This is a genomic window from Bradyrhizobium sp. LM2.9 (genome assembly GCF_054056555.1).
The window spans coordinates 3,630,413-3,643,831 of the sequence record NZ_JBSRYJ010000002.1; the positions used below are offsets into that span (position 1 = coordinate 3,630,413).

20 protein-coding genes are annotated in these 13,419 nt (G+C 59.8%); 5 read left to right on the forward strand and 15 right to left on the reverse strand.

Translation table 11 applies throughout. The features are described 5' to 3' along the window. Positions 1 to 142: 142 nt before the first annotated feature. Positions 143 to 388 (reverse strand): hypothetical protein, encoded by a 246-nt coding sequence (locus ACVWW3_RS19180; protein ID WP_456649012.1) that lies wholly within the window; start codon positions 386 to 388, stop codon positions 143 to 145. Between the two features lie 1,189 nt (positions 389 to 1,577). Further along, on the reverse strand, positions 1,578 to 2,003 hold the full coding sequence (locus tag ACVWW3_RS19185) for a hypothetical protein (protein WP_456649799.1): 426 nt from the start codon (positions 2,001 to 2,003) through the stop codon (positions 1,578 to 1,580). Between ACVWW3_RS19185 and ACVWW3_RS19190 the strand changes: the two genes are divergently transcribed. Next, complete coding sequence (locus tag ACVWW3_RS19190) at positions 1,969 to 2,214, forward strand: hypothetical protein (protein WP_456649845.1); 246 nt, start codon at positions 1,969 to 1,971, stop codon at positions 2,212 to 2,214. The genes ACVWW3_RS19185 and ACVWW3_RS19190 overlap by 35 nt on opposite strands. Positions 2,215 to 2,926: 712 nt before the next feature. Here ACVWW3_RS19190 and ACVWW3_RS19195 read toward each other — a convergent pair. The 3 genes from ACVWW3_RS19195 to ACVWW3_RS19205 all read right to left on the reverse strand — a co-directional run bounded on the left by ACVWW3_RS19195 (position 2,927) and on the right by ACVWW3_RS19205 (position 5,094). Further along, positions 2,927 to 3,121: a hypothetical protein gene (locus ACVWW3_RS19195; protein WP_456649011.1), complete on the reverse strand. Its 195-nt coding sequence runs from the start codon at positions 3,119 to 3,121 to the stop codon at positions 2,927 to 2,929. Between the two features lie 566 nt (positions 3,122 to 3,687). Continuing rightward, positions 3,688 to 4,176 (reverse strand): arsenate-mycothiol transferase ArsC, encoded by a 489-nt coding sequence (locus ACVWW3_RS19200; RefSeq protein ID WP_247444011.1) that lies wholly within the window; start codon positions 4,174 to 4,176, stop codon positions 3,688 to 3,690. A 735-nt stretch (positions 4,177 to 4,911) separates the two neighbouring features. After that, complete coding sequence (locus ACVWW3_RS19205) at positions 4,912 to 5,094, reverse strand: hypothetical protein (RefSeq protein WP_456672066.1); 183 nt, start codon at positions 5,092 to 5,094, stop codon at positions 4,912 to 4,914. Positions 5,095 to 6,274: 1,180 nt separating this feature from the next. On the opposite strand from ACVWW3_RS19205, the gene ACVWW3_RS19210 reads away from it, so the two are divergent. After that, positions 6,275 to 6,634 (forward strand): hypothetical protein, encoded by a 360-nt coding sequence (locus tag ACVWW3_RS19210; protein WP_456649009.1) that lies wholly within the window; start codon positions 6,275 to 6,277, stop codon positions 6,632 to 6,634. Positions 6,635 to 7,018: 384 nt separating this feature from the next. Continuing rightward, positions 7,019 to 7,429 (forward strand): ATP-dependent DNA ligase, encoded by a 411-nt coding sequence (locus tag ACVWW3_RS19215; RefSeq protein ID WP_456649008.1) that lies wholly within the window; start codon positions 7,019 to 7,021, stop codon positions 7,427 to 7,429. An 89-nt stretch (positions 7,430 to 7,518) separates the two neighbouring features. Here the strand turns inward: ACVWW3_RS19215 and ACVWW3_RS19220 are convergent, their stop codons facing one another. The 8 genes from ACVWW3_RS19220 to ACVWW3_RS19255 form a co-directional block, all read right to left on the reverse strand. Next, positions 7,519 to 7,833, reverse strand: a complete 315-nt coding sequence (locus tag ACVWW3_RS19220; protein ID WP_456649007.1) for a hypothetical protein — start codon at positions 7,831 to 7,833, stop codon at positions 7,519 to 7,521. Positions 7,834 to 7,856: 23 nt separating this feature from the next. Next, positions 7,857 to 8,186, reverse strand: a complete 330-nt coding sequence (locus ACVWW3_RS19225) for a hypothetical protein (protein ID WP_456649006.1) — start codon at positions 8,184 to 8,186, stop codon at positions 7,857 to 7,859. A 9-nt stretch (positions 8,187 to 8,195) separates the two neighbouring features. After that, the gene (locus ACVWW3_RS19230; RefSeq protein ID WP_456649005.1) at positions 8,196 to 8,501 is read right to left on the reverse strand and encodes a hypothetical protein; all 306 of its coding nucleotides are present in this window, start codon (positions 8,499 to 8,501) and stop codon (positions 8,196 to 8,198) included. A gap of 24 nt (positions 8,502 to 8,525) precedes the next feature. Further along, positions 8,526 to 8,855 (reverse strand): hypothetical protein, encoded by a 330-nt coding sequence (locus tag ACVWW3_RS19235; protein WP_456649004.1) that lies wholly within the window; start codon positions 8,853 to 8,855, stop codon positions 8,526 to 8,528. Positions 8,856 to 8,862: 7 nt separating this feature from the next. Next, on the reverse strand, positions 8,863 to 9,531 hold the full coding sequence (locus tag ACVWW3_RS19240; RefSeq protein WP_456672067.1) for an NnrS family protein: 669 nt from the start codon (positions 9,529 to 9,531) through the stop codon (positions 8,863 to 8,865). A gap of 34 nt (positions 9,532 to 9,565) precedes the next feature. After that, positions 9,566 to 10,042, reverse strand: coding sequence for an NnrS family protein (locus tag ACVWW3_RS19245; RefSeq protein ID WP_456672068.1), 477 nt, complete (start codon positions 10,040 to 10,042; stop codon positions 9,566 to 9,568). Between the two features lie 94 nt (positions 10,043 to 10,136). After that, positions 10,137 to 10,610, reverse strand: a complete 474-nt coding sequence (locus ACVWW3_RS19250) for a hypothetical protein (protein WP_456649002.1) — start codon at positions 10,608 to 10,610, stop codon at positions 10,137 to 10,139. Positions 10,611 to 10,644: 34 nt separating this feature from the next. Then, entirely contained in the window at positions 10,645 to 11,085 is a 441-nt protein-coding gene (locus ACVWW3_RS19255) for a pseudoazurin (RefSeq protein WP_456672069.1), read from the reverse strand. A 230-nt stretch (positions 11,086 to 11,315) separates the two neighbouring features. Between ACVWW3_RS19255 and ACVWW3_RS19260 the strand changes: the two genes are divergently transcribed. Next, a complete protein-coding gene (locus ACVWW3_RS19260; RefSeq protein WP_456649000.1) occupies positions 11,316 to 12,038 on the forward strand; it encodes a Crp/Fnr family transcriptional regulator in 723 nt (240 codons plus the stop codon). A gap of 214 nt (positions 12,039 to 12,252) precedes the next feature. Beyond that, on the forward strand, positions 12,253 to 12,417 hold the full coding sequence (locus ACVWW3_RS19265) for a hypothetical protein (RefSeq protein ID WP_456648999.1): 165 nt from the start codon (positions 12,253 to 12,255) through the stop codon (positions 12,415 to 12,417). Here the strand turns inward: ACVWW3_RS19265 and ACVWW3_RS19270 are convergent. Beyond that, a complete protein-coding gene (locus tag ACVWW3_RS19270; protein WP_456648998.1) occupies positions 12,414 to 12,629 on the reverse strand; it encodes a DUF1858 domain-containing protein in 216 nt (71 codons plus the stop codon). The genes ACVWW3_RS19265 and ACVWW3_RS19270 overlap by 4 nt on opposite strands. Before the next feature lie 26 nt (positions 12,630 to 12,655). Continuing rightward, entirely contained in the window at positions 12,656 to 13,408 is a 753-nt protein-coding gene (locus tag ACVWW3_RS19275) for an IS5 family transposase (RefSeq protein WP_456672070.1), read from the reverse strand. Between the last annotated feature and the right edge of the window lie 11 nt (positions 13,409 to 13,419).

Sequence of the window (13,419 nt, forward strand, 5' to 3'; positions counted from 1 at the left end):
TCGTCACCGTGCCGAGCCAGCCGCGACGAAATCTGCGATGCACTATTCCACAGCCTTCGATGGAACGAACAGCCGCCTCAGATCCAAGCCCAGCATCTAGCGTGGGCACACATCACTTCAAAAATGGCCAGACAGCGGCGGGTCAAGCAGCCAACTGATTGCCCTCGCCTGTCCTGGTTCGAGAATTGTTCACCGCATCTTCTGTACAATCGCTGTGCAGCACAGCTAAGCGGTGAGCGTCCAGCAGATACCGGTAGGCTTCACGATCAGCACTGCGCTCTTTTAAAACTCGTTCTCTCTCACTGATGATTGTTAATTGGTCGCGCATTTTGGCGAACTGCAGCGTAGCGGAGCCGATGTTGCGCTTGTTATGATTTGATTCCCACATGGTTCCCTCCCAGCACAGCACAACTTACAAAGTTAGCTTACGTCATGCGGCAGAATTGACAATCAATATTCGCGGCGTCAAATATAATAAAAATGCGCCGCATGATTGAACCTGCACCATCCCCCTTGATACCAAGGAGCGCGCTCGTAGAAGGCGCTCAGAGACCCGCCGACGATTAGCCGGCTCATCAACGGCAGATATCCATCGAGCCTTATTCCGATTTCCAGAACGCATACGCTCGATTCATTCGGGCAAATGCGATTTAATTTGCAAATTGATTTTTTCGAAGCGAACATATGACGAAGTGAAGAACGGGGAGTGAAGCTGTCGAGAAGCGCCGTCACCGGCATCTCTCATGGCGCCAAGCAAACGCCCAGTGCCCGATGCCGCTAAGTAAACAGCACTCCCACTCAAGCCAGCCGGTTTCCGATCAGCAGCGAGCAATATCTAGGAAAGGCCTACATGGGTATGATTATGGTCAAGTGCCCCCAAACCGGTCACGTTATTCCCACCGGTATCATGTCCGATCGTGAGACATTTCTGCGAAGCGTCGTGTTTTTCGGCAATACTCATTGTCCAATTTGCCGCGCCAATCACAATTGGTTTGCTCGCGAGGCTTGGGTGGAAGAGCCGGTCACTCAGCTTGTCAAGATGTTCGGAGGGGCGCCGTCGTGCTGATGTCGAATATCGTCGGCGTATACGTCTAGCCGAATTAACGATGGAATGCGGACCGGATGGATAGCCTTATTTGGCACCGCGCTTGCTGAGTTCTATTGCGCTCCCCCTTCCGACCCGTGGAAAGGAACTTGGCCGCGCCTGATAGAAGCGAAATGATGCGCTTCTCAATGGAGACTGTTGCTATGCCGCTTCGGCCAGATCCGCAGCGGCTATGTGCAGTTGAGAGATCAGGGTCCTACCTCCTCTCAGCTGATCGCTATCATGGTCGCTTCGCCCTCACCGGGTGGAATCGCGCCTAGCTTCAAACTTCGCAGGCGACCGCGCTAAGCGGGGATGCGGATCTCGTTCATCGGCCCGATCGCCGATAACGGCTCCTGCAAAACATTAAACGACTGGTCGCCTGCAAATTGTCCGAGCGAGAAAAAGCCGCAGCGAATCTCCGCTGCGGTTCTCGACAGGAGGCGCGCCTCCTGGATGTGGAGTCCTGATTGGGACGCGCTGCACGATGCTGCTAGGCTGAGCGAGGGTTCACGATGGTGTACCCCCTTAGGGAGCGCGCGTGGATCCTCGTCGCGTGCCCTCCCGAGTTTGCGTCATACGCCAACCAGATGTCACCGGCGATGTGCCGCTCCAGGACAAAGACGTGTCCGCGTCGCGCTGCAGCCATTCCCGGGGCGGGCGAGGCGCGCGGAAAACGCAGCCAATTAGCCGCCAGGTTAAGTTCCGGCACTATGCGACCAAACACTCGTATTGCCGCACCACATCCACAGAACGATCGAGGGCAACCGGCTGGACGACCGCCGACGATCTCAGTCTCAGCCATGTCTGAGCTGACTGCGGACATCCTTAAGCTCCGAACAGCATCTGGTTTTAGACCTCGTGCTGATCTGCTAGATCTCTGCATGTGCACCAACGACGTTGAAAAATCGCAGGGCATAGTGACGTTGCATTCGGGTGGAGGAGGACGTAAAGGGCGCGCCTCCGAAGAAACGGAGATTGTTAAAGCGAAAATTAACGCAGTTACTACTCGACTAAACATGCAGGGACTCCCGATTAATGGCCCCGCCCCAGCCAAGAGAACGCCTTGTATTTTGTCGAATTTAAGCTTGCCGTTTAAAGTTTCTCACTTGAATAAATTAAATAATTGAACAAGATTTGGGGACCTATGCCGGCCTTATGTCTCTTTGCGATGCATTGCGAGCAAGGTTGGAGCGCACGCGGACAGGCGGTGATTCTCACATTCTCCGATGTTGGATAGATCCCTGGGAGGCCCTTACCAGCCTCAGCTTACAGGTTCAGCGCTTGGTCGGAAAATGAGAGCCCAAGGGCCGGGCACACGCAATCGCGGGCATGGAATCTCGCCGGCTTTGAGGCCAGGGTACCCCTCCGGCAGCGCACGGTTGAGTGCCGTCGCCCTAACAGCATCCGCTCGCTTTGCCGTCGTGAAAGAATGTTCAACCGCATAAATTCCCGGGAGATGGCCTCAATGGGGCCCTCACGTTTTGGCGGGGCGCCTGCTGCTTAGTCCTTCCTCCCGCCGGGGTGACATCTTACTGATAGATCCGTCTGAGTTTTCGAATGATCCACCGTGCTCGCCATCGGCGCAGCTTTAGGGCCTAGGACGAAAATCGGAGCCAGCCTGGTCGGCAGCGAAAGGGACACTGCGTGCCACCTCCTCCGCGTTACTGTCGTGCACCCCACGCTAGCGAGACGTAAAGATGCACCGCAAGCAGAAAGACAGCCGCATATCCCGTGAAGAACAACATTTGGGGTACCGCTCGAAGAATGACCTCTTTGATATTGCCCATATGAGCCTCTCGGTGCTCCCTGTTCGGTGGCACGGGGCTAAAGGTTGCGCTCTTACGATCGAAGCTGCTTTTGCAGATCGTTACGCTCTTCGAGTAGTTCGTTCAGACGTTGAGCATTGCCAATTTGTGTTTCCTGCCACTCGATTCGATCTTCTGCAGTCCATAAGTAAGACTCTCGATTGAACCGAACTTTTTCAAATCCATCGACTTGAATGTACATCTCGATTTCACGCTCAACCTTGTCCAACTGCTCCTGGAGAGCCCTCCGTTGCCTCGGTGGCCACGTTTTAGCAGTATCCGTCACCCGCCTGAACCTACACCCCAAGTGAAGAAGCTTGGCATCCGCATGCTCCGACGAGAATAGGAGCTCCGGATTGGGTTTATTGGGCGACCTGTTGAGCGAAGCGATATGTGTGCTTGGTAATGAATGCATCGACATTGGAATAGCTCAATTTATGGGAGCGACATCGACAATATTATTCTACCCAAATATCTGAGGAATATACCTTAAGCTATAGCATTTCAATTCCATAGATAATCACAGACGTCGCCGGGCTCCCCGACGGCGCCTTGGCTGCCATGTAGGGAATTGAGCCCGTTGCAACTTCTTATTTATATGCTCCAATGATTATTCTTATTAATTGAAGAATGGACACACTGAATGCCATGAGGGCCAATCCAGGCTGCTTCGCTGTCGATGCGACAGGGGGCTGACGGCTCTGCCATGCCCTTTCGGCGAACGAATAGAACAACCATCTGCCTCACGCGGATGAAGGTGGCGCTATGATGGAGTGGGGATGTCCGCGCCTCCCGCTATTCTTTCCGCAGGCTTTCGGCATGCCCCTTCAGGACCGCCGGTTGTCGCGATATAGCGATCAAGTTCGTGACCATTTGCGTCAGGTGCGGCAGGGCATCGCTGGGCTGGGCGACATCGATATCATCCACTTGCCAATATAGGACCCGGTCCGCCACAGCCGGAAAGTGGCGTTCGATCATCGATCGATGCTCCGCCTCTTTCAATCCTATGACGACATCTGCTTGACTGAAGTCAGCTAAACTGCAGGCCTGCGGAAATTTATCAGCGCCCTTCGGGCTGATTCCCAGGGCTTGCAATCCCTCGAGTGCAAAGCCGGAGATGGGACCGGTGTTCTCAAGCGCCCCCCTCTCGGCAGAGCCTCTGGAGAATGCTCGCCAGGGCAGCTCCTCTTGTTCAGCAAGGTGATTGAACAGTTCCTCCGCAAACCGGCTGCGGTAGTAGTTGCCCGTACAAAGGAAAAGAACCCATTTGCAGTTTTCAGTCATTCCGAGACGCCAGGAAATGGAAGTTCGATGGTGGCTGGAGGCGTGAGTTTATCTCGAATCGCGCCAAGCTCCTCGACCCAACGATCACCAGCTTGTCTCCTGTAACATCGCTGGCCGAAAGCTTGGCGAATGCGCCGCGAGCGCCATACCGCACCGTCAGCTATTCTGTCGAATGAAGAATGGCATCAGCTTCTCGAAGATTTGCGACCGAAAGCGATCAATCTCCCAGGTAAGCGCATCGCTAAACCCTGTGGCATACGCATGGATAGTGGCTCGGTCCGCAGTTACCTTGGTGGGCACCCCATTTACAACCACCAAACCAGTCAGAACCTTTCCATCCCATTCAACAGCGCGATTACAATCGACCGACATGGCAACTTCCAATATAGATGACAGGATGGTCTCACCAAATCACGTAGATCCGCATGGGCACAATAGAAGGATAAAGAGGCACGATCCCAAACTGGTCTAGTTGATTTTAATAACACGATTAAATCGATGATTGAAATGGAATTTACGCAGCTAACTGCCTCTTTTGATCGATTGACATTGCCGACGATCACCTATTCGACTCCCATTTTGCATTTAATTAACGCGATACGCGGAGACTGGCTCTGGGTCTATCGGGCGACCAATGCCGGCAGGACGTGCGTTCTCCAAGCTCGCCGACCGGCTGGCGAACCTCGCTACCATTATTGCCGACGATCTCCACCTGCTGCGGTTGCGCCCGCAGCGTTAGGGGAAGGACTGCAACAGCGCCTGTCCGCCGGACTTCACGCAGACGAAGTCCTGTTGAAGCTGGACGAGGTTGCTAAAAGGCCAATCGTCGACGCCGTTCTGGATGTCAGTTGGGAGGACCGCAGGAACAACGCCGCGGCGGTATTGATCGGCCTGATCGACGGTAGAGGGCTCGCTCATCGACCGATTTCTTGCAACCAAAAAGGGCGCGCGCGATCGAGAACGGCAATAGCCGTCCATGGCACAAGCGCGATTAGCTCGAAAAGTCGCACGGCGTGCGACAAAATCGGTCGCACAAACGTGCCGCACGGCGGCCAAAAGAACGAACCGAGATCGGCCTAAGCGACTGATGTGGATTAGATGGTGGGCGCACCAGGGCTCGAACCTGGGACCCGCTGATTAAGAGTCTCATCTTCTACGAACTCAAACAGGTACTTAGCTGTAAGATGGTCGTTCAATGAGCCTATATAGATCAATAGGTTACACGCGGATTGTAAATCGCATGGGGAACCCCCAGCCCTGCGTCCGGAACGTAAGTAGCGATCGAAAAATCCAGCAAAAACAACCCAAGTTCCTGATCGACCACCCTTATCGCCCTTTATGCGCACGGTTTCGGTGCTCAATCGGTGGTCGAGCTCTGGTTAAATCGCGGTTGATCTCAGCAGAGCCTACGCTCTTCGTCATCACCTTCGAAAAAAAACGTAACAGGCGGACGAAAGCACCCGCCACGTGCTATTTCGATCAATCGATGATGCAGGTTGAGCCAAGTGTCCGTTGGGAAATATACGGGGCGCTAGCCTTCGTGGGCCCGTCCGAAACACCTCAATCGGCCAGCGCGACGCCCGCGAAGGGTTTGCTTTGGCCAAAAGCTGATTGTCCGCCGCAATACGAGCCGCTGAGGCCCAACAACGACCTTCCAGTTGGATCTTTTTTCCGAATACTGGGGCTAGTTGCACCGGTTCGCGTCGCATCGTGACAAACGTTGGAGGGTTCAGAAGACGGTGCAGAGACGGCGCCCAGAGTGCCGTTACCAGCGACGTCCCCAGGAACTCCGCTTTTTGGGAGAGTTGTGGGCTCGGGCTCCGGCTCATGGGCCGGCGCCGAGCCCGTGCCGTTGCAGGCGTCGCAGCGGATTCGAGGGCGGCCGGTTTCGTCATGCCTCGCCGGCGCCGGAGAAGGCAGAGACGGGCGGCGCGGTGCGCGGCAGCGGCCGTTCGATCATCCTCGACGCCACGGAAGGGCTGCTGGCCCTGGCATCGTACTGACCTGCCAGATCCAGCAGGCGCCGCCTGGTGAACGGATCTGCCTTCTCGCCAGATCGCGGACGCGCCGCGCCTGCTGCCGATAGAACTCCCGATCCATGACGCACCCCAACAACGACATCGCCCTGCGCAACGTTCAGTACGCCAGCTTCGGCCGCGTCAAGAGCCAGGCTACGTCGTCCGGCGTGAGCGCGCCCCAAGCAACTTTCCGCGATCCACTTGAGCCCGCCGCCATCGCAGGATTAAGCTACGGCGGCAGGGGAAATTCCAAAATGACGGCGCTCCACCCGATCCGGAAGGCGTGCCCGTCGTGCGGCAAGCCGATGGCCGCAGTGCCCGACGACGTCGCCGAGGGGCGGCCGCGCTACGTCTGCGCCAGTTGCGACGACGACCCGCTGCACGACCCAACAGCCCGCAGGTGGGCGGACGGCACGTTGCGGGCTCCAGGCAAGGCGTAGGGGTGAGGCGGTGCCGACAGAATTCGCTCCCGGGCAACCAATGGATTGCCGAGGCCGAATTGCTCGCATTTTCGTGCGGCTGGTCGCCGATCGACCCGCAACGCCGGCTGCCGTTCCGGCGGAGTCGCTCTCGGGCCAACTCCCGTCTGCGGCCGCTAGTTATAAAACGGGACCCGGAGTGCCTAGGAGCCCGGGCGCCGCAACCGTAACAGCACCTGAGCGCGCTCATGCCGCTCGGTACGATTCTAACTTTAGGGCGAGGCTCCGATCTCGCCTTGACCCACCTCAAGTTCGCGTCTGACCGTTGGCCGCCTTCGGAAAATATCCAGTAGACTGCCCGCCGTTGTCCTCCGGCCCCGGCCGGAACTTTGCGAGTTTGCGTAATTGGCGAAGCGTACCCAGACACGGTTTCTCGCGCGAACGGTCGACGGGCTCGAAGCCGTCGGCGATGCCGGGATTCATCCCGCCCAGCTCGCCACGCTGAGATCCAAGACGCCCGCCGGCGACCACTGGCTCCACGAAATCAGGTACGACGGCTATCGGCTCCAGTTTCACCTCAACAAGGGCCGGGCGAGGGTCTACACCCGGACCGGATTGGATTGGATTGGACCAAGCGCTTCCCGTCGATCGCAGCCGCGTTCGATCCCCGTCGCGACTGCGATCTTCGACGGCGAAGTCGTCGTGGTGAAGGACGGCCGCACCAACTTTCCGAACTCCAGGCCGCGCTCGCCGCCGGCCGGCGATTGGCCTTGGCGCATTTGCTGCAGCGGAGCCGGCTTTCGAGCGCGGACATGATGACCGAGAACGGCTCTCCGCCTGCTCGCAGGATCGGACGGACGCCGACATCGATGTATTCGGTCATGTTGCTTCCTTTCGTCGGCTCATCAGTTTCTAGCGAACAGAAGATGGGGTGCGTGCGCGCCACCCGGGAGACGCAGCGGGCTCGCGACGTCGGCAAGCCGCCGCGTCCGGATCACTTCGCGGACGATTCCCGCGATGCCTAGGGTCATTACAGCCGCAAACGCGCGGAACGCGTGCGGTTCGCCGGCCAGCAGCATCAGCGTCCCGAACCACACGGCAGCGTAGTAGGTGACGAACCACTTCGAAGCCCTCCCCTCCGCGACGAGGTCTTGGATGCGGGGAGTGGGTACACGTCCCATGAGGAGGCCGTAGGTCTCGAGCCAGGTCAGGAATGCCACGATCTTGTAGAGCTTTGCGAGGACTAGGCCAGACAGCCATCCGAAGATGGCGAGGAAGGCGAAGGCGCCGACATGCGCGACGAACGTGTCTGTCGCCCCGAACGCGACCCCAGCATTGCCGTTGCCGCCAGGCTCGCGAAGGATAGCGTCGCCATCCGCATGTTGAGCTCGAGCTGCCGCCGCTTGCGGGTGCGGAAGATGCCGGCGATGTCCCGTGCGTACAGGGCGGCGGACGCAAGACCGAAAACCGCGGCAATAGACAGCACGACGCTCAATCCCGATGCGAGCCCTATCGCGAGGATCTCGCCCGCCACCGTCACGCCGACGGCGAGCGCGCCGGCCGCAAGCGTCATGCGGCTCTGTCAGTCGTCCACGTCCGGCGCCAGCATGAACATGGCCAGGAGCCGGTAGCTGACACCCATGGCCGTCAAGGTCAGCCAGCCGCCGAAACCGGCGATGGCGTGGAGCGGGATGCCGGACGCCAAAATTGATTCGCCTATCGATCCCGCCCGCCCCGCAAGCGCGAACACGAATACCGCGCCGAAGGCCGCTGTTGCGCAGAGCGATGCCAGGCCGACGAGGACGAAGCTGGCCGGCCCCGTCGGCCGCAGCCACGCAGTCAGGCCGAGATCGACGACAACCAGACCGAAGCCGGTGACGAGCAGCATCCCGCCGACGGGAAGAAGCCAGAGTCAGGTGGGCAAGCGGCCTCCCAAAGCCAGAAAACCCGCGAGCAGGGAGACGAGGCCGGCGGTCAGGAGGCCCAAAGCCGGCGAGGCCCACTTCTCGGAAAACAAGGGTTTCACGGCGAGCACAGGAACGAACTGGAACAGCGCACCGCACATCGCCAGGCTTAGCCATCCGATGCTGACGACGTGCACCAGGACGAGCGTATCCGGCGCAGTTAGTTCGGCGGCCGGATAGCCGACACCCGCGACCATCAGGGCCAGCGCGATGAAGAGCCACGCGAGCGCCACCGCAAAATAACTCATCGTCCATCTTGATGTGCTGGCGCCGATCATCGCGACCTCAGAACCTTCGTGTCCGGCACAGGAGCGGCGCGTAGGCGAGCGCGAAGCCCAGGAACGCCCCGGCCCACGCGATGCCCGAGACCGTCAGCACCGGCATCGAATAGGTCGGCTCAAGCGCCGCACACACCCGAGCCACCGCCGCAACGACGATCGCAGCGTAGATCGTTTGGGTGGCAACGGACGCCGAGAGGGCCTGCCCGGTATGGCCGAGCGAGGCACGCGTCATCACGGCGATGGTCATCGTGCCGATTGCTCCACCGGTCCAAGCGTGCACGCCCGCGCCCGGGGCAACGATGTCCATCGCGGCGAGTGCCGCCAGAAAGAAGCCGACCGGCACGAATGCGTAGGCCACGTGAAGAATGAGGACGAGCCGGTCCGACAAGGTCCGGTAGCCGGCCCAGCGAGCCAGGCGGGCGACGTGGAGCACTCCGGCGACGCAAAGCGCGCCCGCGACGAGCCCACCCGAAGGGTTTACGGTCCAGGCGGCCATGGCGCAGACGCCCGCGACCATCGCGATCGCGTCGAACCGACCGAAGGGAACGGGGAGCCGTCCCGGCTCGCCGCGGGCGAGCCAGTTGCGCGTGAAGCTCGGCACGATCCGTCCACCGATCAAGCAAACCAGCGTGACGACGAGGGCAATGCCGGCCCGCGTGGAATACTCCGCCAAGCCGCGGAAATGCGCCTCGATGTGAAACGCGATGTTAACCATCGCAAGAAGCGAGAACGATGCCGACCACCTTCAGATTGTTCCACTTGCGGCCGGCGACGATCTCGCGGGCGGCGGCGGCTGCGAGCAGCAGCAGAAAGACTACGTCGATCGCAAGGGCGGCTTGCCACCCGATAAATGCGGAGAACGTCATCGCAAGCCTCCCTGCGAACCAGGCCGCGAACAGGCACTCCAGCCGTGCGCCCTGGATCGGCAGGCGACCGGTCCAGTTCGGAACGGCGGTCAGAAGGAAGCCAGCGATCACCGAAGCCATATAGCCGAACAGCATCTCATGGACGTGCCAGTCTCGCGGCGCCAGCACCGTCGGAACGTGGACGTTGCCGGCGAACACCGCGAGCCACAGCGGAACCATCGCGCCGGCGTAGATCGCGCCGAACAGGAAGAACGGCCGGAAACCGTGCGAGAACACCGCCGGTCCCCGGTAGGCCCTCAATTTCTGCATCGTTGCCATGGATGTGTTCCTGTTCAGTGGCCCTCATCGTAGATCGTCGTGATCGAGGGCTCTTTGTCGGAGCGCAAATTGCAGCAATGTTCAGCTACGGGTTTCATCCGCGACAAAGAGCGAGCCGCGTTCGACCTGTATTTTCGACTCCGTCATCAATGGAGGTTGCGATGCGATTTTCGAGAGATTGCGGGACCGGAACCGGAGCGGAAGCAGCATCGAGCGCAAGCTTTTCGAAGCGATCGCCGGCGATCTTCTCCGCCGCATCGAGCAGGGAACCGAGGCCGCGGTCCTCCCCGAGAGCAAATCCACGTGCTGTTCCTGTTGTTGGGCCGAAGAGATGCCGCGTCGGTAATTGCGCCAGATCAATGCGGACCCTGCATTCGGCGACACAAGAAGCCCCGATGTGCAATACCGCCCCGCGCGATGGTTGGCTTCCGATCGCGCTTGCCCAGATAATTATAGCCTCGAACTCGGCCAAGTCCGCCTGGTCGGCATCGAGGCGCTGCGCTTTCCGAGCAGGCGCAAATCGGGCGTGTGGTACAACGTCTGGACGGACAAGGCGGTGCTCGTCCATCCTACTCACTGGCGAAGCTGGCGGCCGTAGATGCTCACTTCGACGCGATCTTGCTGGCTTCGAGTTTGTCGAATAGCGTCGCGAACGCCTGCTTGGCCTTGCCGACCTGGGGAACGGCCTTGGCCTGGTCCAGATTGGAAGGCGTGCCGACCACGATCATCGCAACCATGCCCATTCCGTAGTGAGGAAGGCACTTCACGCCGTAGATGCCTTCCTGGTCGAACTTGACGGCGATGTCCGCGCTGTTCTTGCCGACGAAGGCCGCGGCGCCCTCTGGAGGCATGCCCTTGATGGACTCGGCGTTGTGCCCCTTGTCGGTGGATACGAACTTCACGGTATCGCCCGGCGCCACCTTCACGAAGGCAGGCTCGTAGACCATGACTGCACCCTCGGATCCCTTGTTCAGGAGCTTGACTTCGACCTCCGCCGGGCGGGCGGTTCCCGCCAGCGCCAAACTCGCCGCCACGACGGTCAAAATTTGCCAATTTGTTCATCTACCGACCCCTTTTCGAATGGATTTCCCGAACTCCGGATGTCCAAAGGGTCGATATCCTTTTCCGAGAGGCGCGAGTTTGAGCCAGCGCAACGTTCCGGTAGGTTCACTCGCTATCAGTGGCGTCAACATTGTGGCTTGCCGCTGCGGCAGATGCAGATGCTTGCCGCTGCGGCAGATAATGTGTGCCCGCATCGAAAATGAGGATTGAAATGGCCGCGGTCGACCGATCCCTGGTCGCGAATTTGGCGATGTTCGCGGGACTTTCGCCCGCCGAGCAGGACGAGCTCTTGCGCGAAGCACGCTCGGTCCGCTACCCCAAGGGAACGGCGGTCTTCAATCAAGGCACAGAGGCCGAGCGCTTCTTCGTGCTGTTGCATGGCCACCTGCGTGTGGAGAAGACCACCCCGCAGGGGCAGCAGATGGTGATGCGTTACGTTTCGGCCGGCGAACTATTCGGTGTCGCGCAGGCGATGAACCTCAAGAGCTATCCGGCGACCGCGGTCGCCGCCGTCGACAGCATCGCGCTCTCCTGGCCGTCCTCGTCCTGGCACCGGCTGATCGTCACATTTCCGACCCTTGCCGTCAGCGCATTGCAAACCGTCGGCAGCCGCCTGCAAGACACGCAGGCCCGAGTGATCGAGATATCCAATGAACAGGTCGAGCAGAGAGTTGCCCACGCGTTGCTGCGCCTGGCGAAACAGGCCGGACGCAAGGTTGACGCGGGAGTTGAGATCGACTTTCCGATCAGCCGGCAGGACGTCGCGGAGATGACGGGCACGACCCTGCACACCGTGAGTCGCATATTGAGCGCTTGGGAACAGCAGGGACTTGTGGAAGGCGGCCGCCAGCGCATCGTGCTCCGGGATCCACACAAACTGCATATGCTCGCCGAAGGCAACGAAGCGGATCAAGTCAGAGGATCGGCCCCTTGAGGCGCTCCCTGGATGTTGGGTGCGATCAGCGCCGCGTCAGCGATCGGGCGTGCCAGATGGGCGCTGGCGCGGCTGGCCGCGATGGGGCTCGACGTATGACCTCGTCGACCGTCGTCTCTGCCAGCGGTGACGTGTTGCGTTTCGCGGCATCAACAAAGCGCTTGCCGTCGCGCTTCCTTGCTCCCGCAAAATCATCAGCGCTTTCTCCTGCCGGATGACCGCAACGACGCTGGACACCGTGATTCGCATTCTTAGCGCCAGGAAGAGCGAAGAACCGGTCGAGGGCGGCAGACAGCGCATCGTTCTGCGCGACGCCCACCGGCTGCACGGCCTGGCCGAAGGCGAGGAGGCGTTTCAGTTCCGCAAGCGCGGACCCTAGGCCGCCGCCTTCGCGATTTCCATGATCTTCGGCAGGAACACGTCGGCGTCGATATCGTGCTCCTCGCACGCCTCATCGATCGAGTGGAACGTGGCGATTGGGCAGCCGACGCATCGCATCCCGAAGTCCAGGAAGACGCGGATCGTGGACGGCCATCGGCGCATCACGTCATCGACCGTCATTTCGGCGGTGGGCGCTGCATTCTTTCGCATGCAGCCAGCCTAGGGTCTGTTGGGATTCATCTGGAGTTTATCGCGGCCGCGGCCAGATAGATCATTGAAGTGAAGCTCTGGTCGGTCTTGTCGGCGCGCATTGCGATGCGCTTGAATTCCTTGAGCTTGCCGAAGAAGTTCTCGATGAGATGCCGCCATTTGTACATCTCCTTGTCGATGGCGAGAGGCTGTGCACGGCGCGGATGCTGGGAGATGACGACTTTGGCGCCACGCGCTTCGAGTTCGGCGATGATGGCGTTGCTATCGAAGGCCTTATCAGCGATCAGCGCGTTGAAGGCCAATCCCTCGATGAGCGGCGGCACGCCCACCGTATCGAAACGCTGTCCCGGCAGGAGCACGAAGCGCACGAGATTGCCGAGCGCATCGGTGAGCGCCAGAATTTTGGTGGTCATGCCGCCTTTCGAGCGGCCGATCGCCTGGCTTTGCGTCCCCCTTTTTGCGCCCAGACCGTGGCGGTGGACCTTGACGATGGTGGCGTCGACCATGGCGTATTCCATGTCGGGATCGTCGGAGATGGCCTCGAACAGCCGCTTCCAGACATCCGCCTTCACCCAGTCGCGAAAGCGCGTGAATGTGCTATTCCAGTGGCCGAACATCGCCGGCAGATCCCGCCAGGGACTGCCGGTTCGGGCGATCCACAGAACGGCCTCGACAAACAGTCGGTTGTCCTTGCCGCTGCGGCCCGGATCTCCCGGCTTGCCAAGACAATGCGGCTCCATCTTCGCCCATTGGGCGTCAGTCAAAACGAATCGGTCCATCCCAAGCTTGA

Excerpts from the sequence above, each read along its gene's own strand:
- ACVWW3_RS19270 (WP_456648998.1), bottom strand. The coding sequence starts at position 12,629 with ATGCGAAAGAATGCAGCGCCCACCGCCGAAATGACGGTCGATGACGTG.
- ACVWW3_RS19205 (WP_456672066.1), bottom strand. The coding sequence starts at position 5,094 with ATGAGCGAGCCCTCTACCGTCGATCAGGCCGATCAATACCGCCGCGGC.
- ACVWW3_RS19245 (WP_456672068.1), bottom strand. The coding sequence starts at position 10,042 with ATGGCAACGATGCAGAAATTGAGGGCCTACCGGGGACCGGCGGTGTTC.
- ACVWW3_RS19265 (WP_456648999.1), top strand. The coding sequence starts at position 12,253 with ATGACCGCAACGACGCTGGACACCGTGATTCGCATTCTTAGCGCCAGG.
- ACVWW3_RS19250 (WP_456649002.1), bottom strand. The coding sequence starts at position 10,610 with ATGGACGAGCACCGCCTTGTCCGTCCAGACGTTGTACCACACGCCCGA.
- ACVWW3_RS19185 (WP_456649799.1), bottom strand. The coding sequence starts at position 2,003 with ATGCCCTGCGATTTTTCAACGTCGTTGGTGCACATGCAGAGATCTAGC.
- ACVWW3_RS19190 (WP_456649845.1), top strand. The coding sequence starts at position 1,969 with ATGTGCACCAACGACGTTGAAAAATCGCAGGGCATAGTGACGTTGCAT.
- ACVWW3_RS19235 (WP_456649004.1), bottom strand. The coding sequence starts at position 8,855 with ATGATCGGCGCCAGCACATCAAGATGGACGATGAGTTATTTTGCGGTG.
- ACVWW3_RS19180 (WP_456649012.1), bottom strand. The coding sequence starts at position 388 with ATGTGGGAATCAAATCATAACAAGCGCAACATCGGCTCCGCTACGCTG.
- ACVWW3_RS19275 (WP_456672070.1), bottom strand. The coding sequence starts at position 13,408 with ATGGACCGATTCGTTTTGACTGACGCCCAATGGGCGAAGATGGAGCCG.
- ACVWW3_RS19225 (WP_456649006.1), bottom strand. The coding sequence starts at position 8,186 with ATGACGCTTGCGGCCGGCGCGCTCGCCGTCGGCGTGACGGTGGCGGGC.
- ACVWW3_RS19260 (WP_456649000.1), top strand. The coding sequence starts at position 11,316 with ATGGCCGCGGTCGACCGATCCCTGGTCGCGAATTTGGCGATGTTCGCG.
- ACVWW3_RS19200 (WP_247444011.1), bottom strand. The coding sequence starts at position 4,176 with ATGACTGAAAACTGCAAATGGGTTCTTTTCCTTTGTACGGGCAACTAC.
- ACVWW3_RS19210 (WP_456649009.1), top strand. The coding sequence starts at position 6,275 with ATGACGCACCCCAACAACGACATCGCCCTGCGCAACGTTCAGTACGCC.
- ACVWW3_RS19230 (WP_456649005.1), bottom strand. The coding sequence starts at position 8,501 with ATGCTGCTCGTCACCGGCTTCGGTCTGGTTGTCGTCGATCTCGGCCTG.